The sequence below is a fragment of the Sphingopyxis sp. PAMC25046 genome, from assembly GCF_004795895.1.
Lineage (GTDB): Bacteria > Pseudomonadota > Alphaproteobacteria > Sphingomonadales > Sphingomonadaceae > Sphingopyxis.
In genome coordinates this window covers 1,677,480-1,698,349 of the sequence record NZ_CP039250.1, presented here as the reverse complement: position 1 = coordinate 1,698,349, position 20,870 = coordinate 1,677,480, and the positions used below count along the sequence as shown (strand labels likewise).

Below are 20,870 nucleotides of genomic sequence, written 5' to 3'. Positions count from 1 at the left end.
ATCAGAATTTGAAGCGGACCGTGCCGCCATAGGTGCGCGGCTGGCTCGGGTAGCCCGAGACGCTGCCTGCCTGCGCGACGGCGTTGAAGATGGTCGTCAGATATTGCGCATTGGTGAGGTTGCGGCCCCACACGCCGACCTCCAGCCCGTTGGTCAGCGCCAGCGTGAACGATGCGTTGAGCTGGTTCACCTCGCGCTTCAGATTCTGCGCGACGCTTTCGGGGAAGCCGTTCAGACCGTCGACGATCTGGGTCGGGCTTTCATACTGATAGTCGACATGCGCGATCGCGCGCGTGCCGCCGGCGAACTCGTGGGTATAGGTAGCGCCCATCGACACCGCCAGATCGGGGATGCCCGCGGGCTTGCGCCCCGAAAGATCGCCGAACGCCGAACCGACGAAGCTGTCGTATTTGGCATCGAGATAGGTGACCGCAAGGTTCAGGTTGAGCCCGTCGACCGGACGCACCGACCCGTCGAATTCGACGCCGAAGGTCGACTGCTTGCCGGCGTTGGCCAGCGCAAAGCCGGTGCCGGTGAAGACGTTCGACTGGAAGCCCTTGATCGACTGCTTGAACACCGCGAGGTTCATGGCCGCGACCGACCAGTTCGCCTTGAGACCGAATTCATAGACTTCGGATTCCTCGGGCGCGGCAAAGCGCGAGCCCGCGGCGAGGTTCGGCGTCGTCAGCCCCGCCGCGGCGATCGCCGCAAGGTCGCTGGCGAGCGGACGGCTGTCGCGCGACAGGTTGACCGAGCTCGCCTTGAAGCCCGTCGCATAGGTCGCATAGACATTGACCGTGTCGGTGAGCTCATAGGCGGCGCGGACGCTCCACGCGAGATCGCTGTCGTTGGTCTTGCCCGATTCGACCGCGTTCGGCACGTTCAGGAACGGCGGCAGGAACTGGAACGCCTTCAGCCCGTTGAGCGGGTTCGCCGCCGGATTGTTGTCGTTGGCATCGGCAAACGCGACAAACTGCTGGAAGATCGGCGCCGTCGCGGGGTTCGTCGCAAAGGCCGCGACCGCGGCGGGGTCGTTGGGATTGACCCCGGCCTGTTGCAGCGCGCCGCCGAGCAGCAGCTGGTTGCGGAACGGCGCAAAACCCGCGGCGTCGAGGTCGATCGCCGAGAAGGTGTCGGTGCTGACCACGTCGGTCGAAAAACGCTTCTTGTCCTTCGTATAGTTGGCGCCGGCAGTCAGCGTCAGCCGGTCGGTGACGTCGAAATCGACCGTGCCAAAGATCGAGAAGGCCTCGTTCTTCATGCGATAGGCTTCATCGAAGCCGTCGCCCGCGCGGAAGAAGGTGCCGAGATATTTCGTCGGGTCGCCTTCGAGCGTGCCCAGCGTTCCTTCGAGCGTACCGACGTTCAGCGCACCGCCGCTGGCGGCCTGGATCAGCGCGTTGCCATAGGGACGGAAGTCGTCGCCGAACAGCAGGCCGTTCTTCTGGTCGATCTTTTCGTTGAAATAATAGCCGCCGAGCAGGAAGTTGACCGGCCCGTCGAAGTCGGAGGTCAGGCGGACTTCCTGGGTAAAGGTGTCGATGCCCAGATCCTGGCTGTTCTCGCCGATCAGGTCGGCGGCGGTGAAGTCCGAATCCTGATTGGTCAGCGCACGCACCTGGCGATAGGCGGTGATCGAGGTCAGCGCCATCGTGCCGAGGTCATAGTCGATCTGCGCCGAACCGCCGTAATTCTCGATCTCGTTCGACGACAGGAAATTGTTGTAGACGTCGTAGGAGAAGGGATTTTCGCGATCGACGCTCGTGCCGCCCGCGAGCGCGTCGGTGATCGCAACCGTCGGCCCGGCGATAACATTGCCCGCGATGCAGCAATTTTCGTCGATCTTGTCGTAATCGCCGATCAGGCGGATGCTGAGTGCGTCGGTCGGTTCGAACAAAAGCTGGCCGCGCACGCCCCAGCGGTTGCGGTCGTTGACGTCGGTATCGAGCGCGAGGTCCTGCGCATAGCCGTCGCGACGATTGTAATTGCCGCCGATCGAGAAGGCGACCGTTTCGCTGATCGGGCCGGTAATATCGCCCTTGACGGTGATCGCGTCGTAATTGCCATAGGTCGCCTCGATCGAGCCGCCGAATTCATATTGCGGCTTGCGCGTGACGATGCTGATGACGCCCGCCGACGCATTCTTGCCGAACAGCGTCGATTGCGGGCCGCGGAGCACCTCGACGCGCTCGACATTGGGAAGGTCGCCGATCTGCGCGGCGGAACGCGAGCGATAGACGCCGTCGATGAAGACGCCGACCGACGGTTCGATGCCAGCGTTGTTCGCGCCGTTGCCGAAGCCGCGAATGATGAAGTTGGTGTTCGCGCTCGACTGAAGCTGCGACACGCGAAGGCTGGGAACCGCCGACTGCAGGTCGATCAGATCGCGGATCTGCGCATTTTCCAGGTCGGCGCCCGAGGTGACCGAAACGGCGACCGGCGTGTCCTGCAACGTCTGCGACCGCTTCGTCGCGGTGACGATGATCTCGTTGCCATAGTCGGTGGTGTCGGGGGCCGCATCCTCGGCCGGCGCGGCATCCTGGACAAAGGCATAGGCCGGGGTCGTGGCAGCGCACAGCATCGTGCCGCCCAACAAAATGTTGCGCAAAATCATGACAGGTCCTCTCTCCAAAACCGTCGCGGCGCAGCCAAAGGCTTATCGGGAGATGCCCGACGGTGAAGTGCCGGTCTAACGCACCGCCCCGCCGCGTCAACGCGCGCGCGCGCGAGCATCTGGATTTTCCGTCTATTAGTGGCACAAAAGCAACAGTTTACGCTACGGCAGGCGCAATCGGACTGTCACAAAAAATGCCAAGCAACGATGGGTGAGAGGTGGTGCCTGGGGACGGGATCGAACCGCCGACACTGCGATTTTCAGTCGCATGCTCTACCAACTGAGCTACCCAGGCGAACCGCGGCGGCCGGTCGGCCGCGCTGGCGAGCGGCGGCTATAGGCAGGGCTTCGCATCCTGTCCAGTAGCTTTCTCGGCCTTTTATCCCTCGTCGAAACGATCGTCGTCGGCGGTGCCGTCGGGCGCCTGATCGGCCGGCACGCGATAATCCTCGCCGAACCAGTTGAGCAGGTCGCGATCGCGGCAACCGCGGCTGCAAAAGGGCTTATATTCAGGGTCGCGCGGCTTGCCGCAGAGCGGGCAGCGCGGGGGTTTACTGGGCATGGCCGGCTCCTTTGACGGCCGGGTCCGCGGCGAGGCGGACGGCGCGGCCGGTACGATTCTGCAATGTTTCGATCCACGCCGAATGCGCCGCGATCCGGTCGACCACCGCGCCGCGCGCGGTCAGCGTCAACTCGCCCGTCCCCACCGCGCGTTCGGCCTGGCGCAGCAGCAGCGCGGCATCGGTCGCGACCGGATCGAGCCGGACCTGCTCGATCAGCGAGGGCCGCTCGCGGCGGCGGACGATCTGCATGAAACCGAAGCCGTTGACCGCGGTGCGCTCGAACGGCTGGGGCAAGGCGGCGTCGACCGCCGTATCGATCGCCTGCCGCCCGGCGCGGTCGGGCACCGAGGGAAAATCGATCCCGATCGATCCGCCGATGTCGCAGCGACGAATCAAGGCCGCCGCCTCGCGGGCGCCCGCCAATGCCAGCGCCAGCGCGTCGCCCTCCCCGTCGATGTCGATCAGCAGCATCGCGGGGGTCGCATCCACCCACAGCGCGCCGCCCGCAAAGGGCCAGTGCCCGGTGCGGACATGGTCGATCAGCTCGGACCAGCCCGCCTGCTCGAGCCGGTCGGCACCGGTCGGTTGCAGCTCGGCGACGGCGACGCCGCTAGCGGCGATGCGTGCGCGCAAATCCGGCCCGTCGCCGATCGCGACGCCCGCCTCCGCCATCCGCGCCCGCGCGGGCTTGTCGCGGCCGCGTTCGCGCAGCGCCATGCGAGTGATTTCGACCGTCAGCCGCGCCCCGGTCGAGGTCGACGGCGGCAGGCCGGTCAGCGTCGCCTGCGGCGCTCCCGGCCAGTCGAGTGCAACCAGCGCGCCTTTGCCGCCTTTGCCCGCCTCGACCAGCTTCGCAGCCACGATCGCGCCGACGCGCGGCCCTTCGCCTTCACGCTCGATCCGCGCCTCGACGATTTCGCCATCCTCGATCAGCGCCGCGCGCGCTTCGCCGATTCCGGCTTCATAGAGCCACTCAGCCAAGCGCGATTCCCGCGCTCGTCAACAGCGCCCGCGTTTCGAAGAGCGGCAGGCCGACGACGTTCGAATGGCTGCCCGACAGGAAGCGCACGAAGGTTTCGGCGCGCCCCTGGATCGCATAGCCGCCCGCCTTGCCCATCCCCTCGCCGCATTCGACATAAAGGTCGATCTCGGCGGCGCTCAGCGCCTTGAACGCGACGATCGTATCGACGACGCGGACGCGCGGGCGGTCATCGGTGCCGACGACGCAGACGCCCGACCAGACATGGTGCCGCCGCCCCGACAGCAGCGCGAGCATCCGGCGGAGGTCGGCTTCGTCGGCCGGTTTTTCGAGAATGCGGCGCCCGACCGCCACCGTCGTGTCGCCCGCAAGGACCACCTCGTCCGGCGCACGCTCGACCGCGAGCGCCTTGCCCCGCGCCAGCCGCGCGACATAATCGCGCGGCAGCTCGCCCTTCAGCGGCGTCTCGTCGATTTCAGGAGCCGCGATGCGCGCGGGCACGAGGCCGATCCGCGCCAGCAATTCGCGCCGGCGCGGCGAGGTCGAAGCCAGAACCAGCGCGGGCGATTTAGGGTTCGAACCCATGCCGCCGCGCTCACTTGAAGCGATAGGTGATCCGACCCTTGGTCAGGTCATAGGGGGTGAGTTCGACGAGCACTTCGTCGCCCACGAGAACGCGGATGCGGTTCTTGCGCATCTTGCCGGCCGTGTGGCCCAGAATCTCGTGATCATTTTCCAGTTTGACGCGAAACATCGCGTTGGGCAGCAGTTCGACCACTTGGCCGCGCATTTCCAGAAGTTCTTCTTTCGCCATCTATCCTCTATGGGCTCGAAATATCGGGATGCGCGCCCATAACCGCAATTCGCGGCAATTGGAAGCAATCTGTCACAGGCGTCATTCGACGAGGCGCAGCTTGCGCGCGGCGCGCCAGCCGACGGTCTTAATCCACGCATAGCTCGGCCAGCGCGGCGGCATCGCGGGGTCGAGCCCCATGCGGCGCAGCGCGGCGTTGGCGGCGTGCGCTTCGGATTCGCGATAGCTCCATTCGCTGCGCCAGGTGATCGACAGCGAAATCGACGGCGCATCGCCATTGGCGACGAAATGCGGCGCCATCACGGGCATCAGCACGGCGTCGCCGGGGCCGAGCGGCACCTGCTGCGCGTCGTCCTTATACGCCTCCTCCCATGGCAGATTGCGGTGGCCGCCGGTGTGATAGCGTTCATGCTCGCGGCGATGCGCGAAACGCTCGTCGCCCGCGGGCCAGACGTTCATCACCTTCTGCCCCTTGAGCTGAAGCAGGATGTTGTGCTCGGGGTCGAAGTGGAACGGCGTGATCGACCCCGGCGACGAGATGAAGATAAAGCCCTGCGGCGTCAGCATCGCACCGGTGCGCGGGGTCACGACGGGTTCGAGTTCGCCGAGCAGGTCCATCAGCAGCGTGCGATAGGCCGCGACATTCTCGATATTCTTGAGCACCGCCCAGCTGCCGTTGCTGTCGATCGTGCGGATGGTCTCGCCGATCGACAGGCCGTTCGAGGGCACATCCTCGGGCCGGATGCCGATCGGCACATCGCCCGGATTATATTCGACCTCGCTCGCGGGCAGGCCTTCGCCGAGCACCGCGAGCGCCTCGATCGACAGCAAGGGATGGTCGGGAAGATGGTGGTGGAGCAGCCCCGCGCGCTGCGGATAGAGCGCCGCCATCCGCTCGAGCGTCTCGGCGGGAAAAACGGCGCGGTCGATCTGCTGGTGCGCGGTCATGTCGGGCTTTCTACTTCATTTGCGGGCGCGGCGGCACCCTTCCAGCGCCGCCACAGGCGCTCGGCCTTGTCCAGCATCGCAAAGCGCAGCCGGTCGGCGGGTGCCGACAGCGGCACATTGACCCAGACCAGCGAACGGCGTTCGCGCCAGACGCTGTCGATCATCGGGTGGCCGGGCGCGGCGCAACTGTCGATCCACGCGATCTTCGGATCGTCGAGCAGGTCGAGATTCGCCTGCTGGAGCAGCACGCCGGGCGAGAAGCGGGCATAATCCTCGTCGAACGCGGTCTTGAAGGAAAAGCCGCCGGGCGGGCAAAGGAAGTTGACCAGCATCGCGAGCGGGCGCCCGTCCAGATCGAGCGCGCGCATGTCGAGCTTGCCCGTATCCGCCGCGCCGGTCAGGATCGCGCGAAACCACGCCGCGGTATCGCCATGGCTCGCGAGCGCCGAGCCGGCGCGTCCCTTCCAGCCGCGCGCTTCGAGCGTGAGGAAGGCATCGATCCACGGATCGAGCCCCTCGCCCGCCTGCCAGCGGCGGACGCCGACCGCGCCCTCTTCGGCCAGCCGGTTCGCCTGACGCCGCAATTCCTTGCGCTTCTTCGCGCGGACCGCGGTGTCCCAATACTCGTCCGGCGACAGCGCGCTTTCGAGCAGCGCGCGTTCTTCGCGGTGCACCACCCGCGCCTCGCCGCCGCGCACCCGCGCGACATCGACCAGCGCGCGGTGGAGCGGGCCGTCCTCGGTCAGGCGCGGCACGTGCAGCAGCGTGCGCGCCCAGGGCGCGGCATCGCACCAGCCGAGCAGGATCGACCAGAAGAGGCTTTCAAAACCCGCGCGCACCAGCGGGGCGCCATGAAAATGATTGGGGTGCGCCCAGCCGGTCACATGCCGCAGCGGCAGGCGGCCATAATGGAGCGCGGACGCGACGGGCATCACGCCGATCACCGGCCCGTCGCTGCCATCGCGCACGAGCACGAGCCGCGCCTGCCGCTCGGGATCGAGCAGATGAAGCGCCGATTGCAGGCACCAGCGCTCGGCAAACGGATTGGGCTCGCTCGCCTCGCCCGCGAGCCGGTCCCACGCCGCCGCGAGTTCGCTCGAAAGCGACAGCGGATCGACGACGCGCACGGTCAGCGGTGCAGCTTCGCCGACGCGCGTCGAAAAGGCGGGATGGACCGTCATCGGCAAGAGATTAGCAGCGAAGCGTTAAGATGGCGTGGCGATTCGTCGGGATGCCTCGTCAAACGAAGCGGGATCGGAATAGCGGCGTTCGACCGGAAGTTGACCTATCGATGATCGTCACCCCGGACTTGATCCGGGGTCCCGCTTGATGCCGAAGACCGGTCGACGCCCCAAAAAGCGGGATCCCGGGTCAAGCCCGGGATGACGGAAGTGGAGGAGAGCAACGACAGCTCACCACCCCAAAACCGACGTATGCGCCCGCAACCGCCTTCGCTTCAATCCAGCGCCGCGACCAGCCGCTGCCGCAGCGCGACAAGCGCCTCGACCGGAATCCCCGCCGCACGCGGCGGCGCCGCTGCATCGCGCGTCGCGCTTATCGACGGCACCGCGCGCGCGGCGTCCGGTTCGGACAGCGCCTTGCGCGCGCCCTCGACCGTAAAGCCCCGCACATGCAGCAAATGGTGGATACGCTCGGCGAGCGCGACATCTTCGGCTCGGTAATAGCGGCGGCGGCCCGACCGCTGGAGCGGCTTTAACTGCGGGAAGCGCGTTTCCCAATATCGCAGCACATGCGTCGGGACGCCGATGCGCACCGCCAGCTCGCCGATCGCCAGCATGGCGCCCGCCGCCTTGCCGTCATCGCCGGCCATGTCAGACGCCGGCATCGATCGGACCGAATCTATTTGCCGGCAACACGCGCTCGCATCGTCTGGCTGGCGCGAAAGGTCATCACGCGCCGCGGCAGGATCGGAACCTCGATCCCCGTCTTGGGATTGCGGCCGATCCGCTGCGCCTTGTCGCGCAGCACGAAGGTGCCGAAGCCCGAAATCTTCACATTCTGGCCGACCGCAAGCGCGTCGGACATATGGTCGAGAATCGATTCGACGATGGCGGCCGATTCATTGCGCGACAAGCCGATCTGCTGGTTGATGCGGCTGGCGATATCGGCTCGCGTAAGCGTCCCTGCGGTCATGTTGATCCCTTCCCCCTCCTGAAGCGAAACTATGCGGCCGGTTCCCTGACAGCCCCCACCGTCACGAGTCCCGTTACGCATATGTAACAAATCCGAATTAATCCGCCAAACTGAAACGGATGGAGCGAGAAGTTGACGCGACGAGTTCCGTGCGTCGGCGTGGGGAGCGGGCCGGTGCCGCGACTTCAGCTTAAACCCGCAGCACCGCGGCGCCCCAGGTGAAGCCGCCGCCCATCGCTTCGAGCACCACCAGGTCGCCGCGCTTGATCCGCCCGTCGCGCACCGCAAGGTCGAGCGCGAGCGGCACCGACGCCGCCGACGTGTTCGCGTGCTGATCGACCGTCAGGACGACGCGCTCGGCCGGCAGGCCCAGCTTTTTCGCGGTCGCGTCGATGATCCGCTTGTTCGCCTGGTGCGGCACGACCCAGTCGATCTGCTCGGCCGACAGCCCGATCTCTTCCATCACCTCCGCCAGCACATTGGCAAGGTTGGTGACCGCGTGGCGGAACACTTCGCGGCCTTGCATCCGGACATGGCCGACCGTCCCCGTCGTCGAGGGGCCGCCATCGACATAGAGCATGTCCGAATATTTGCCCTCGGCGTGGAGCCGCGTCGTGAGGATGCCGCGGTCGTCGGCGACCTCTTCGGCCGACAGGACGATCGCGCCCGCGCCGTCGCCGAACAGCACGCAGGTCGTGCGGTCTTCCCAGTCGAGGATACGGCTGAAGGTCTCGCTGCCGATCACCAGCGCGTGCTTCGCCGCGCCGGTGCGCAGCATCGAATCGGCGACCGACACGGCATAGAGGAAACCCGAGCAGACCGCCGCTACGTCGAACGCGATGCAGTCGGGCGCACCGAGCAGCGCCTGCACTTTCGTTGCGCTGGCCGGAAACGTGTTGTCGGGGGTCGCGGTCGCGACGATGATCAGGCCGATGTCGGCGGGTTCGAGCCCCGCCGCCGCCAGCGCCTGCTTCGCCGCATCGGCGCCGAGCGTCGCGGTCGTCTCGTCGGGTTCGGCGATATGGCGGAAACGGATGCCGGTGCGCTCGACGATCCATTCGTCGCTCGTATCGACGCGGCTGGCCAGCTCAGCGTTCGACACGCGCGTGCGCGGCAGCGCCGATCCGGTGCCGGCCAGGATCGCGCGCAGGGTCATGCCGCGTCGCCGCTGCGAAAGTTGGCGAGATCCTCGGTCACCTGACGCGTGATATCCTTTTCAATGAGCTCGGCGCACAGGTGGACGCAGTTCGCGACCCCCTTGGCATCGGCGCTGCCATGGCTCTTGAGCACCACGCCGTTGAGGCCGAGGAACACTGCGCCATTGTGATTATTGGGGTCGAGATGGTGGCGCAGCAGCTCGGTCGCGGGGCGCGAGATTAGGAAGCCGATCTTCGAGCGCACCGACGAGGTGAAGGCGCGGCGGAGCAGGTCGGTGACGAAGCGCGCCGTCCCCTCGATCGTCTTCAGCGCGATATTGCCCGAAAACCCGTCGTGGACGATCACATCGACATTGCCGCGCGACAATTTGTCGCCCTCGATAAAGCCGGTGAACTCCATCGGAAGCCCCGTCGCGCCGCGCAGCCGCGCCGCCGCGTCGCGGATCTCGCCGGTGCCCTTGAGCTCTTCGGTGCCGATGTTGAGCAGCGCGACGCGTGGGCGTTCCAGCCCCATCGCGGTGCGCGCATAGGCGGCGCCCATCACCGCGAACTGGATCAGGTTATTGGCGTCGCAATCGGTGTTGGCGCCAAGATCGAGCATGACGACGTCATTGTCGCCGAGCGTCGGCAGCAGCGCCGCGAGCGCGGGCCGGTCGATCCCCGGCATCGTGCGCAGCGCGAGCTTCGCCATTGCCATCAAGGCACCGGTATTGCCCGCCGACACGGCGCCGCCGGCATCGCCGCGCTTCACCGCGTCGATCGCCAGCCCCATCGAGGTGCTCTTCGCCTTGCGCAGCGCCTGGCTCGGCTTGTCCTCGCCCGACACCACGCCGTCGGTGTGGAGGATGTCCGACGCCGCGCGCAGGTTCGGGTGATGATCGAGCGCCGCCTTGATCTGCTCCTCGTCGCCGACGAGGATGAAGCGGAGGCCGTCGTGCTTGTGGCGCGCCATCGCGGCGCCGGCGAGCATCATGCGCACGCCGACGTCACCGCCCATCGCATCGATTGCGATTCGCGGTGTCAGTGCCATCTAATGCCCTCCGGCCTGTTTGTTACGCGCCGACCGACACCACTTCGCGGCCGTTATAATGGCCGCAGGCGTTGCAGAGGTTGTGCGGGCGCTTCAGCTCGCCGCAGTTCGGGCATTCCTGAAAGGCTTCGACCTTCAGGCTGTCGTGGCTGCGACGCATGCCGCGCTTCGAGGGCGAGGTTTTTCGCTTGGGAACGGCCATGATTTTTCCTGCATTCTCAAAAATTGTGTCACGAATCGGCTACCCGGATTTGTCATCGCCGTCGCCGGAAATGACTGGCCCGCCCGCCACGCCGAAGCCCATTCCCGCCCAGATGACGCAGGAAAAATCTTCCGCCGGAAGGTGCCTCAACGCCAGATGGTGTCGGGTGCCGGATCGGGCGCGGCTATAGCGTTTTTGCCCGCAAAGGCAAGCCCATTGCGCGCGGCGATGGCGGCGACTTCATTATCCGGCACAAGCTTGCCCTGCCCCTCGCGCAATGCCACACCGGCCCTGTCGCCGGAACGACCGGCTCACAAGGGGGATGCCAAATGATAATCTTGCCGATCAGCCTGACGATCGCCGCCGGTGCGGCGCTGCTCAACCTGTGGCTCGCGCTCCGCGTCGGCCGCGTGCGGACGCGGGAGAAAGTCTTCATCGGCGACGGCGGCAACGATCTTTTGACCCGCCGGATGCGCGCGCACAGCAATTTCGTCGAAAACACCGCCTTCGTGCTGATCCTGCTCGCGCTCGTCGAACTCGGCTTCGGCTCCTCGATGTGGCTGTGGGCCGTCGGCGCGCTCTACCTTGTCGGCCGCATCCTCCACGCGCTCGGCATGGACGGGATGATGTGGGGCCGCATGGTCGGCACGATCGTCACCATGCTCACCCAGCTCGGCCTCGCGCTCACCGCGCTCGCGATCGTCTATCTCACGCCGGTGAGCATCACCGCGACCGAGGTCGAGACGGTGGCGGCCACGCCGAAGTAATTTCTCCCCTCCCGCTTGCGGGAGGGGAACCTCAGCCGCCCAGCGCCATATCGCTCACGAACGGGTTCGTCCGCCGTTCGTGGGCGAAATTGCTGTGCGCGCCGTGCCCGGGCAGAAAAGTTGTGTCGCCGCCGAGCGGCCATAATTTCTGCGTGATCGAATCGAGCAATTGCTGGTGATTGCCGCGCGGAAAATCGGTGCGCCCGATCGACCCCTGAAAGATCACGTCGCCGACGATCGCGAGCTTCGACGGCGCATGATGAAAGACGACATGCCCCGGCGTATGCCCCGGGCAGTGGATGACGTCGATCTCAAGATTGCCGACGGTCACCGTGTCGCCATCGACCAGCCAGCGGTCGGGCTCGAAGGATTCGCCGACCATGCCGAAACGCGCGCCGTCCTCGGCAAAGGCGTCGATCCAGAAACGGTCGTCCTCGTGCGGCCCCTCGATCGGCACGCCCAGCTCCTTCGCCAGCATCCCCGCCTGCCCGCAATGGTCCATATGGCCATGGGTGACGAGAATCTTCTCGACCTCGACCCCCGTCTGCTTGACCGCTTCCTTGAGCTTGGGCAGGTCGCCGCCGGGATCGACAAAGGCCGCCTTGTTCGTCGCGGTGCACCACAGCAAGGTGCAATTCTGCTGGAAGGCGGTGACCGGCACGATCGCCGCGCGCATCGGGGGGTTGGGAGCGTTCATGGCGCTCGATGTGGGGAAAAGCGTCGGAAATGGCAAGGGCGGCACGCGATCGCGAAAGCTGCGCCGGCGGGGCTGCTTCCGACCGAACCTAGCCGTCGCCCCCGCGAAGGCGGGGGCCGCTAGCGGCCTTACTCAGCGCCATTGTGTAAACCGACAGCGGCCCCCGCCTTCGCGGGGGCGACGGTTGTGGAATGTCCGCTCTCCACCCCTAAACCGACAAGCTTCAGCCGTCTCCCCTCAGGCTGCCATGCGCAGCCGGTTCCGACCCTCGCGCTTTGCCGCGTAAAGCGCCTGATCGGCGCGGTGCAGCAATTCCTCGATGTCGAGCTCGCCGTCAAACACCGCCAGCCCGATGCTGATCGTCGCTTGCGGCATGCCGTCTTCGGCCGCGGTGCCCGTTTCGACCGCCTTGCGCACGCGCTCGGCGACGATTTCGGAAGCCTGCGCGCTCGATCGCTGCAGGATACAGACGAATTCCTCGCCGCCGATGCGTCCGAGCATATCCTCGTCGCGCAGCGCCGCCTTGGCGCGCTGCGCGACGAGGCGGAGCACCTTGTCGCCCGTCGCATGCCCGTGGGCGTCGTTGATCCGCTTGAAATGGTCGATGTCAAAGATCGCGACCGCCAGCGGCGCGCCATGTTCGCGCGCGCCCGCCAACGCTTTCTCGAGGAAGGCCAGAGTGTGCCGCCGGTTGGGCAGGCCGGTCAGCATGTCGGTGTTCGCAACCCGCTCGGCGGCGCTGCGCGCGGCTTCCAATATCCGCGCATTTTCGACCGTCTCGGTCACATCCTGCACCGTGCCGAAAATCGCGACCGCCCGACCGCCGCGACCCGCCTCGATCGACCCGTGCGACTTCACATGGCGAATCTCCCCGTCGGCGCGCACGATGCGTCCCTGAAACTCGAAAGGCTCGCCGGTGCGGACCGCCTCTTCCAATATCTTCCGGACCGCGGCGCCGTCTTCGGCGACATATTGTTTGACGCTGTAATTCACGTCGACCGGCGTGCCCGGCACCAGCCCGTGGATGCGATAGGCCTGGTCCGACCAGTGGATCTTCCAGTGGATCAGGTCGACGCGCCAATGGCCGACGAGCGCCGCCGCCTCGGCCTGAAGCAGCCAACCGTTGCTCTGCTCCAGCCGTTTCGCGAGCCGCTGGCGTCCGACGAGCAACGCCGCAAGCGGCAACGCCGATCCAAGGAGCATCAGCAAATAGAATTGCAGGAACAGGATGATCGTCGTCGGCGGCTCGTGCATATGCGCGATCGGCCCCAGGCCGCGGCCCGTCATCCACGACACGATGATCGTCACGATCAGCACGCTCCCCGCGGCACCGAAGGGCCCGAGCCGGTAAGAGGCCGCGACGACGGCAAGGCACGGCAGGAAAGTGACGGGGAACTCGGCCTGCGAGAAACAGACGATCGCGATCATCGCCGTCGCGACGAGGATCGCGGTCGCCTCGGCAATGCCTCGGCGGCTCACGCTGGCTATCGCACCCGTTTCGACAAGCCGTGCGAGCATCACGATTGGCGGGGTGACGATCAGCATCCCCAGCGCCACCGTGGTCAGCCACGACCGGAAAAAATCGAAGCCGCCGCCGGTCAGCAGCGCCGCCAGCCCCGCGCTTGCGATGCTCGCGGCGACCGTCGCGATACAAAAGGCGACCACCGACCGCGGCACCATGAACGATGGCGTGCCCCTTTCGCGCAACCGGATCAGCTTGAGCGCGACGAGCGCCTCGACCCCGTTCGCGAGCGAGAAGGCGGCGCTGGTGTCGAGCGAGCCGCCCGCCCACATATTTGCGGCGATGCTCGACAGCGCCATGCCCGCGAAGGCAGCGACACACGTGCGCAGCGCATCGGGCATCAGCAGCAACAGCGCTAGGAAATATCCGCTCGGCGGCCACACCGCGGCGATATTGTCGGCGCCTTTCGTCGCGTGCAGCGACAGGCTCGCCAGCAGGAAATATCCCACCGCGGTCAGCAGGAACCAAAAGACCGCCTCGACTCTGGGGGACAGCGACCGGATCATGTCACCAGCTAGCCGAAAACAGGAAAATAAACCGCTAATATTGTTTGCGGCACCGCACCCGCGGGATCAGCCGACGCCGCCGAAGGTCAAGCCGACAACTTCGGCGACCTTCGCCTCGTCCCATTCGATCCGCCGGTCGAGGACCAGCATCGCGAGGCCATGGACCAGCGACCAGGCGTGGAGCGCCGCCGTGTCGGGGTCCGCGACGCCGGGCAGCGCCTCGCCGACGCCGGCGCGCAGCAGGTTATAGGCCACCTCGCCGCCGTCCCCACCTTCCTTGCGGTCGGGCATCTGCCGCGTGAAGCTCAGGCGGAACAGCGCCGGTTCGTCATGCGCGAAGCGGACATAGGCGATGCCCGTCGCCTTGAACCCCGCGACCCCGCCGCCCGCTTTCAGCCAGGCCTGCGCCTGCAGCGCGCCCAATCGCCGCAACCCCTCGTCGGCAAGCGCGTCGAGCAGCGCCTCTTTGTCGGGAAAATGCCGGTACAGCGCGGTCGCGCTGACCCCGACGTCGCGCGCCAGCGCGCGCAGCCCCAGCTCGGCGCCATCACCCGCCTCGAGCCGGTCGAGCCCCGCCGCGAGCACCGCCGCGCGCAGGTCACCGTGATGATAGGCGCGCGACGCCTTCGCCGCCCCGCCGCCTTTTAAGTTGACACTGTTATCTTTGCTCGCCATAATGTTGCCACTGTAAACATATCGAGTCGTCCGCGCAACCCTCCGCGGCACCTTCGCCAACTTCCGTAAGGAGCATCGCCATGGCAAGCAACGTCGAAACCCTGATCCGCAGCGCCGTCGTCAAAGGCATCGGCAAGGTCGCCGACTTCAACCGCAAGCGCCTCCCCCGCCCCACCGACGCCCATCCCTTCCTCACCGGCATCCACAAACCGATGACGCGGGAGTTCACGCTCGAGGAGTTGCAGGTCGAGGGCGAGATTCCGGCGCAGCTCAAAGGTCGCTACCTCCGCAACGGTCCCAACCCCGCCGCCGCCCCCGATCCCGCGAGCTATCACTGGTTCACCGGCGCCGGCATGGTGCATGGCATCCGCATCGAAGGCGGCAAGGCCGACTGGTATCGCAACCGCTGGGTGCGCGGCAGCGAGGCGTGCGAAATGCTCGGCGAGGAATTGCCTCCCGGCCCGCGCGAAGGCCGCAACGATGCGCCGAACACCAATGTCGTGGGTTTGGCCGGGCGCACCTTCGCTATCGTCGAAGCGGGCGGAAAGCCCGTCGAACTCGGTTACGAACTGAACACGATCGCGCACAACCCGTTCGATGGAACGCTGCTCGGCGGATATACGGCGCACCCGCACCACGACCCCTTCACCGACGAGATGCACGCGATCACCTATCGCGGCGATGAACCCAACAAGGTGTGGCACGTCGTGCTCGACAGCCAGGCACACGTCATCCGCGAAGAAGCGATTGCCGTGAGCGACGGCCCTTCGATCCACGATTGCGCGATCACCGAAAATTACGTGCTGGTCTTCGACCTTCCCGTCACCTTCTCGATGAAGATGCTGCTCGCCGGCTATCGCTTCCCCTACGCATGGAACGAGGCGCATCCGGCGCGGGTTGGTCTCCTTCGCAGGAACGGCCGCGGCGACAGCATCATCTGGGTCCCGGTCGAGCCCTGCTATGTCTTCCATCCCGCCAACGCGTTCGAAACCGCCGATGGCAAGGTCATCGTCGACGTCGTCGCGCACGAAACGATGTTCGCCGAATCGAAGCGCGGGCCCGACAGCCAGAAATCGCGCATGGAACGCTGGACGATCGATCCCGCTGCGGGCGCGACGACGCGCACCGTCATCCACGACCATGCGCAGGAATTTCCGCGCTATGACGAGCGGCTGACAACCCGGCCCTATCGCTATGCCTACAGCGTCGCTATTCCCGACGGAGAGGCGGCCGAATGGGCACTCGCTGAAACGCGCCTGTTCAAACATGACCTCGTCAAGGGCACTACAGCCATCCACGACTTCGGCCCCGGTCGCCATCCTGGCGAGTTCGTGTTTGTCCCGCGGAGCACCGATGGAGCGGAAGATGACGGCTGGCTGATCGGCTTGGTCGTGAACATGAACGACGAGACCACCGACCTCGTCATTCTCAACGCCGACGACTTTACCGGGTCACCGCAAGCGATCGTTCACTTGCCGCACCGCATCCCGCCTGGGTTTCACGGGAACTGGGTCGCGGATTGACGATATCGGGCCGCTTCATCAGCGCCTCGGTCACCCTGAGCGACCGTTCATTGTCGACGTCGATCGCCGTCGCCCCGTTGCTGACCAGCAGCGGGGCGATATCGACTTTCAGGCGGCGCGAAAGGCGGGCAAAAATATGATGGATCGGCCCTAGCCCGAAACGGAAGCGCAACAAGTTGATCAGCCCGAAAGCCTGTATCACGCGCAACGGTTTTTTCACGAACTGGCCGCCGCCGCGAAACGCCTCCGCCGCTCTGAGCGCGTCGCGGTCGCCGATCCAATAGGCGTTGCAATTCGACACGGCGACGTCCGAAAATTCATAGAAGCGCCGCTGTCCGTCGGGATGAACCGCGAGAACATCCTCGCGCCGCGCCAGCGCCACGCCGGCCTCGACGCCGAGCCGCGCGGCTTCGACATTGATTTCCGCGATCGTGGCAGGAGTGAGCAAGCAATTGTCCGCGGTCGTGACGAGCAGCGGAAAGTGCGCCACCCCCACGACGGCCAGCACCGAATCCGTCAGATTGTCCGCCGCCGGCAAGACGACGAGTCGTTCGCCGAGTCTTTGAATCACCGGATCGGACAGTTCGTCGAGCAATCCGTCATGATGTGTCGAAACGAAAATATGCGCGGCCGGTGTGGCCGCAGCGCTTTCGAGCACATGCGCGATCATCGGCCGGCCCGCCACGGGAACGAGGCATTTGTCGCCGACTCCATGCGCCCCGGCAAGCGCGTCGACCGCACCCGGACGACGGCCGGCGAGGATCAGGATCGACCCGGTCATGCCGCATCCCTTCGCGCAAAACCGACAAGCTGGCGGATCATGCTTTCGGCCACGATCGTTTCGATCAGATCGGCCTGGGTGAAACCCGCCGCGACCGCCGCCCTGCCGAACACCTTCTCGGACCAGAGGTTGCAGTTCAGATTGACTTCGAGCAGCCGGATCTCGCCAGTCGTGAAATCGACCCGATACTCGAAGCGGCCGTAATCGAACGGCCGGAAGATTTCGGCCATCCTTCGCGTATATTCGACGAGCCGGGCGCCGATATCAGGGTCATCGAACAGTTTGAGGCTGTATTTCTGACTACGATCGACCAGATCCCGCTTTTCCTGATATGTGCGCAAATGGCCCGGGTCGGCCTGCTCGAATATCATCATCGGCAGCATCGCGGGGTCGCCGTTGCAGGTGATCACAGGCACCTCGACGTCGCTCCCCTCGACGAAGGGTTCAACGATCGCATCATGATCCAGCGCATGGATTTCCGCGACGGCGCGCGCGAGTTCGATACGGCTATAGGCATCGCGCAGCCCCCACGATGCCGAACTGTTGTTCGGCTTGATCACCCACCGACGCGCCGGCGGGCAGCGCGCGACATCGACCGGCGCACCGCGGCGGAAGAGCGACCACGGCGCGGTCGGAACGCCGCGCGCGGCCGCCTCCAGCTTTGTCAGATGCTTGTCGTCGGAAAGCCCGCGCACGATCGGCGAAGCGCCGACATAGGGCAGCCTCAGCCTGTTGCAGAGCAGCGGCAACAGCATTTCCGAATTATAGAAACCGCCGCGATTGAGGAGAGGAAAGACGAAATCCGCGTCGGGTCGCGTAAAAAGCTCGGCATAGCCGTCGGCAACGACGAGCGGCATGCCGATGCGTTCGAGTATCTCGCGCGTCTCGCGGTGATAGACGGCATGGTTGCCGTCATCGGGATGGAGGCCGCCAGTCCATTTGGCGTGCTTGGCGACGAAGAGAAGCCGCTGCGTGTCGCGGAGGCGATCGGGAAGCCGGGTGGGTTTGAGGTCGGTCGTTCGCATGCGGGCGATCCGACCACGCCGAGGTTTCACCGCGATGACCATTTGATGACCGGATTGAAAGCAAAATGCCAAATCTCTGTCATTTGAATCCGGTAGGTCGCAATAAATCCTCTCGCCCCGGATGCCCATGCTTCTGCACCCCAACGATTTCGATAGAACCGCGTCAGCCCCGGACGGCCGCTATACCGCCCGCCTCGCGTCAGCCCTCGTCAGCGGCGGCGACAGTCGCATCCACCTCGATGCGCATGGCCGCAACCGATATTACGCGACCGCCATGCCGAGCGACGCGATCGCTTACGGCTCGTCGACGATCAGCAGTATTTCGGACCATGCCTTCGCCACATTGGCGCGCCGGTGGCGCGACGGGCTCGAACAGCCAATGTCGGCATCCGATTACGCGGAAGGGCTGGCTACGATCCGCGCCGGCCTTGCGGGCTACTTCGGGCTCGAGGCGGAGACCGCTATCGTCTTTGCGGCATCGGGCACCGATCTCGAATATGTCGGGCTTGCCGCGGCGCATGACGGGCGTCCGCTTACGGCGGTTCTGCTCGGCCGCGACGAAGTAGGCAGCGGTTGCGTTCATAGCGCTGCGGGACGGTTCTTTTCCGAGGTAACGGCGACCGGAGCGCGGGTCGTACCGCATACTGCGATCGATCCCGTCTTTGCCGGAACCGAACTGATTGACGTCGCTGTGCGCGATCGGGCTGGGCTTCCTCGTGCGTCCGCTGCCATAGCGGCCGAACTGTCGCTCCATGTCGAGCGCGTCGCCGCGAACGGCCGCCGCGCGGTCATCCACGTCGTCCACGGATCCAAATCGGGCCTGACCCTGCCCGCTCTCGGCGACGTCGAGCGACTGGTCTCAGTCCATGGCGACGACATGATCGTGGTGGTCGACGCCTGTCAGCTTCGCCTCAGCGCCCCCGTCGTACGCCAGTATCTCGCGCTGGGATGCGTCGTGCTGATGACCGGCTCGAAGTTCGCGGGCGGGCCGCCGTTCAGCGGCTTTGCGTTCGTTCCGGGCGCCGTCCGCAGCCGCGCCATGCCCCTGCCGCTCGGGCTTCGTCGCCTCGCCAACCGCGCTGAATGGCCTGAAGACTGGCCAGGCGCCGGCGCGCTCAATGCAGGTGGCAACTTCGGTCTGCTCCTGCGCCTCGAGGCCGCGATGGTCGAAATCGAGCGGTTTGCCGCGCTTCCGACCGCCCGCGTCACCGAAGTGACGTCGCGGTTCAGCCATCACGTCACGAACATGGTCAGGCGACTTGAGCTTTCGGAGGTGCCCGGCGCGGAAGGCATATCGTGCCTCGCCACGGAAACCTTGCGCACGCTCGACCTGTCCGCTCGCTGGCCAGGCTGTGACTTCGAAGCGGCCCGGCAACTGCACGACCATATCGCGCACCAGTCGCGGCGCTGGCTCGGGCGGGAAATCCGCCTCGGCCAGCCCGTGAAAACACACCGGATGAATGATGGACGGATCGCGGGCACTCTGCGCCTGTCGCTTTCGATGCCGCTGATGGCCGAACTGGCTCAGCTTCGCGGCGAAGCGCTCGACCAGAAACTCGAAAATGATCTGGCGCTGATCGGCGCCGCGATTTCCAAGGCCGGCACCACGACGCTGGTCGAGAAGCGGCCTGTTTCGATCCTCTGACCCGAAAAGGCAGTCGAATTGACCAGCCGCTCAACGAGAATCTTCGTTCGGACGTCGCGGAACAACGACTCGTCGTGGAAGCGCCGCTTTTCGGGCAGCACTTTCAACCTGTGGCTCGTTCCTTCCTCACTATGATGAAGAATATCGCCCTCTCCCGCCCCGCCACGAGCGCGATTGCCGCGTTTCTGGTTCTGTCCACCCCCGCCGCGTTCGCGCAGGAAGCGCCGACGATCACGATGACCCCGCCGGTCGCCGCACCCGCGCCGCAAGCCCCGCCGACCGTGCCCGAACCGAGCGCCCCGGCCCCGGTTGCAGCGCCGCAAACCGCACAGCCCCCGGCCGCGCAGCCGCCGGCGCCGAAGCCGGTGATCCGCGTGCCGCTGGAAATCGAGCCGGCCGAAGCCGCTCCCGCCCCGAAGGCGGCCGAGCGAGCCGAGCCCGTCCAGCCCAAGAGCGAACGCGCCGCGCCCCGCGCCCGTGTTGCGGCCGCTCCGGCAGCTTCGCAACCGGCCCCCGAAGCCGCTCCCGCGGATACCCCGCCGGTGGAAGACATCGCTCCCGTCGCCGCACCGATGACCACCGCTGCCGAGCCCGCGGCCGAGGTCGCGCCGCCCCCGCCCGTCGAAACTGCCAGCACCGGCGGCAGTGATTTTCCTTGGGAACTCGCTGGCGGTGCGGCTGCGTTGCTGATCGTTGGCGGTGCCGGCATCGCCTTTGCTCGCCGCCGCCGCAACGAGCGAGCGCTTGCAGACCGCGCTTATGATGATGAGCCGGCGATCGCCCCGACGCCGGTCATGGCCGAAGCACAATCCGCCGAGACGCAAGCGTGGATTACCCCGGCCTATATTCCCCGCGAACGTGTCGAGGCGCCGCGCACCACCCCGGCCTTCGCTGCCGCACCGAGCGGCAGCATGGGTCGCCATGAAGCGATGGCGCTTGCGGGCCCGACGCTCGACAATCCCTTCGCCACGCTCAGCAAGCGTCTCAAGCGTGCGCGCTTCCTCGACCGTCAGGAACGCACCGCTTACGACGAAACGCTGGCCCAGCAGCAGGATATGACGCGCAAGCCCGTCAGCGCCTGGGAAATTTCCCAGCGTCCGGCAAGCCCGTCGGAGCAGCAGCAGGAGGTTCGTCGTCCCGAGCCTGGCCGCGGCAACCCCGGTCTCCGCCCCGGCTTTGCCCGCAACTGACGGACCGGCCTGTGCCTAATGAAAAAGGGCGGTGCCTCGCAGCACCGCCCTTTCTTTTTCGCTGGAGCCCGGCCGGGG

Annotated in this window: 21 protein-coding genes and 1 tRNA gene; 4 read left to right on the top strand and 18 right to left on the bottom strand. The window is 66.1% G+C overall.

The window, feature by feature from the left end; genetic code table 11:
• Position 1 precedes the first annotated feature (1 nt).
• The 13 genes from E5675_RS07905 to rpmF form a co-directional block, all read right to left on the bottom strand.
• Positions 2–2,614: a TonB-dependent receptor gene (locus E5675_RS07905; RefSeq protein WP_168707816.1), complete on the bottom strand. Its 2,613-nt coding sequence runs from the start codon at positions 2,612–2,614 to the stop codon at positions 2–4.
• Between the two features lie 219 nt (positions 2,615–2,833).
• Positions 2,834–2,909: transfer RNA gene (locus E5675_RS07900), tRNA-Phe, on the bottom strand.
• Between the two features lie 84 nt (positions 2,910–2,993).
• The gene (yacG, locus tag E5675_RS07895) at positions 2,994–3,176 is read right to left on the bottom strand and encodes a DNA gyrase inhibitor YacG (RefSeq protein WP_037556792.1); all 183 of its coding nucleotides are present in this window, start codon (positions 3,174–3,176) and stop codon (positions 2,994–2,996) included.
• On the bottom strand, positions 3,166–4,158 hold the full coding sequence (locus E5675_RS07890) for a ribonuclease (protein WP_136174037.1): 993 nt from the start codon (positions 4,156–4,158) through the stop codon (positions 3,166–3,168). Before E5675_RS07890 ends, yacG begins: the two co-directional genes overlap by 11 nt.
• Positions 4,151–4,741, bottom strand: a complete 591-nt coding sequence (locus E5675_RS07885) for a Maf family protein (protein WP_136174036.1) — start codon at positions 4,739–4,741, stop codon at positions 4,151–4,153. The genes E5675_RS07890 and E5675_RS07885 overlap by 8 nt, the downstream gene beginning before the upstream one ends.
• A gap of 10 nt (positions 4,742–4,751) precedes the next feature.
• Positions 4,752–4,970 carry a translation initiation factor IF-1 gene (infA, locus tag E5675_RS07880; RefSeq protein ID WP_010162480.1) on the bottom strand — a complete coding sequence of 73 codons (219 nt, stop codon included), beginning with the start codon at positions 4,968–4,970 and terminating at the stop codon, positions 4,752–4,754.
• Between the two features lie 81 nt (positions 4,971–5,051).
• Positions 5,052–5,918: a cupin-like domain-containing protein gene (locus tag E5675_RS07875; protein ID WP_136174035.1), complete on the bottom strand. Its 867-nt coding sequence runs from the start codon at positions 5,916–5,918 to the stop codon at positions 5,052–5,054.
• The gene (locus E5675_RS07870; protein WP_136174034.1) at positions 5,915–7,099 is read right to left on the bottom strand and encodes a GNAT family N-acetyltransferase; all 1,185 of its coding nucleotides are present in this window, start codon (positions 7,097–7,099) and stop codon (positions 5,915–5,917) included. The genes E5675_RS07875 and E5675_RS07870 overlap by 4 nt, the downstream gene beginning before the upstream one ends.
• Positions 7,100–7,374: 275 nt before the next feature.
• A complete protein-coding gene (locus tag E5675_RS07865) occupies positions 7,375–7,749 on the bottom strand; it encodes a MerR family transcriptional regulator (RefSeq protein WP_247594829.1) in 375 nt (124 codons plus the stop codon).
• A gap of 29 nt (positions 7,750–7,778) precedes the next feature.
• Entirely contained in the window at positions 7,779–8,072 is a 294-nt protein-coding gene (locus E5675_RS07860; RefSeq protein ID WP_037556786.1) for an integration host factor subunit alpha, read from the bottom strand.
• Between the two features lie 190 nt (positions 8,073–8,262).
• On the bottom strand, positions 8,263–9,228 hold the full coding sequence (locus E5675_RS07855) for a beta-ketoacyl-ACP synthase III (protein ID WP_136174032.1): 966 nt from the start codon (positions 9,226–9,228) through the stop codon (positions 8,263–8,265).
• Entirely contained in the window at positions 9,225–10,259 is a 1,035-nt protein-coding gene (gene plsX / locus E5675_RS07850) for a phosphate acyltransferase PlsX (protein ID WP_136174031.1), read from the bottom strand. The genes E5675_RS07855 and plsX overlap by 4 nt, the downstream gene beginning before the upstream one ends.
• Before the next feature lie 22 nt (positions 10,260–10,281).
• The gene (rpmF, locus tag E5675_RS07845) at positions 10,282–10,461 is read right to left on the bottom strand and encodes a 50S ribosomal protein L32 (protein WP_011541714.1); all 180 of its coding nucleotides are present in this window, start codon (positions 10,459–10,461) and stop codon (positions 10,282–10,284) included.
• Between the two features lie 329 nt (positions 10,462–10,790).
• On the opposite strand from rpmF, the gene E5675_RS07840 reads away from it, so the two are divergent.
• A complete protein-coding gene (locus tag E5675_RS07840) occupies positions 10,791–11,228 on the top strand; it encodes an MAPEG family protein (RefSeq protein ID WP_037556783.1) in 438 nt (145 codons plus the stop codon).
• Between the two features lie 31 nt (positions 11,229–11,259).
• Here the strand turns inward: E5675_RS07840 and E5675_RS07835 are convergent, their stop codons facing one another.
• The 3 genes from E5675_RS07835 to E5675_RS07825 form a co-directional block, all read right to left on the bottom strand.
• A complete protein-coding gene (locus E5675_RS07835) occupies positions 11,260–11,925 on the bottom strand; it encodes an MBL fold metallo-hydrolase (protein ID WP_136174030.1) in 666 nt (221 codons plus the stop codon).
• 237 nt (positions 11,926–12,162) lie between these two features.
• Positions 12,163–13,953: a sensor domain-containing diguanylate cyclase gene (locus E5675_RS07830; protein ID WP_136174029.1), complete on the bottom strand. Its 1,791-nt coding sequence runs from the start codon at positions 13,951–13,953 to the stop codon at positions 12,163–12,165.
• A 66-nt stretch (positions 13,954–14,019) separates the two neighbouring features.
• A complete protein-coding gene (locus E5675_RS07825; RefSeq protein WP_136174028.1) occupies positions 14,020–14,628 on the bottom strand; it encodes a TetR/AcrR family transcriptional regulator in 609 nt (202 codons plus the stop codon).
• 80 nt (positions 14,629–14,708) lie between these two features.
• On the opposite strand from E5675_RS07825, the gene E5675_RS07820 reads away from it, so the two are divergent.
• Complete coding sequence (locus E5675_RS07820; protein WP_136174027.1) at positions 14,709–16,151, top strand: carotenoid oxygenase family protein; 1,443 nt, start codon at positions 14,709–14,711, stop codon at positions 16,149–16,151.
• Here the strand turns inward: E5675_RS07820 and E5675_RS07815 are convergent.
• Complete coding sequence (locus tag E5675_RS07815) at positions 16,072–16,932, bottom strand: NTP transferase domain-containing protein (protein ID WP_136174026.1); 861 nt, start codon at positions 16,930–16,932, stop codon at positions 16,072–16,074. The genes E5675_RS07820 and E5675_RS07815 overlap by 80 nt on opposite strands.
• Positions 16,929–17,957, bottom strand: coding sequence for a phosphoribosylglycinamide synthetase (locus E5675_RS07810; RefSeq protein WP_136174025.1), 1,029 nt, complete (start codon positions 17,955–17,957; stop codon positions 16,929–16,931). Before E5675_RS07810 ends, E5675_RS07815 begins: the two co-directional genes overlap by 4 nt.
• A 127-nt stretch (positions 17,958–18,084) precedes the next feature.
• On the opposite strand from E5675_RS07810, the gene E5675_RS07805 reads away from it, so the two are divergent.
• Together E5675_RS07805 and E5675_RS07800 are read left to right on the top strand one after the other, a co-directional pair.
• Positions 18,085–19,602, top strand: coding sequence for a hypothetical protein (locus tag E5675_RS07805; protein WP_168707815.1), 1,518 nt, complete (start codon positions 18,085–18,087; stop codon positions 19,600–19,602).
• Positions 19,603–19,733: 131 nt separating this feature from the next.
• Positions 19,734–20,792 carry an LPXTG cell wall anchor domain-containing protein gene (locus tag E5675_RS07800; RefSeq protein WP_136174023.1) on the top strand — a complete coding sequence of 353 codons (1,059 nt, stop codon included), beginning with the start codon at positions 19,734–19,736 and terminating at the stop codon, positions 20,790–20,792.
• Positions 20,793–20,870 lie beyond the last annotated feature (78 nt).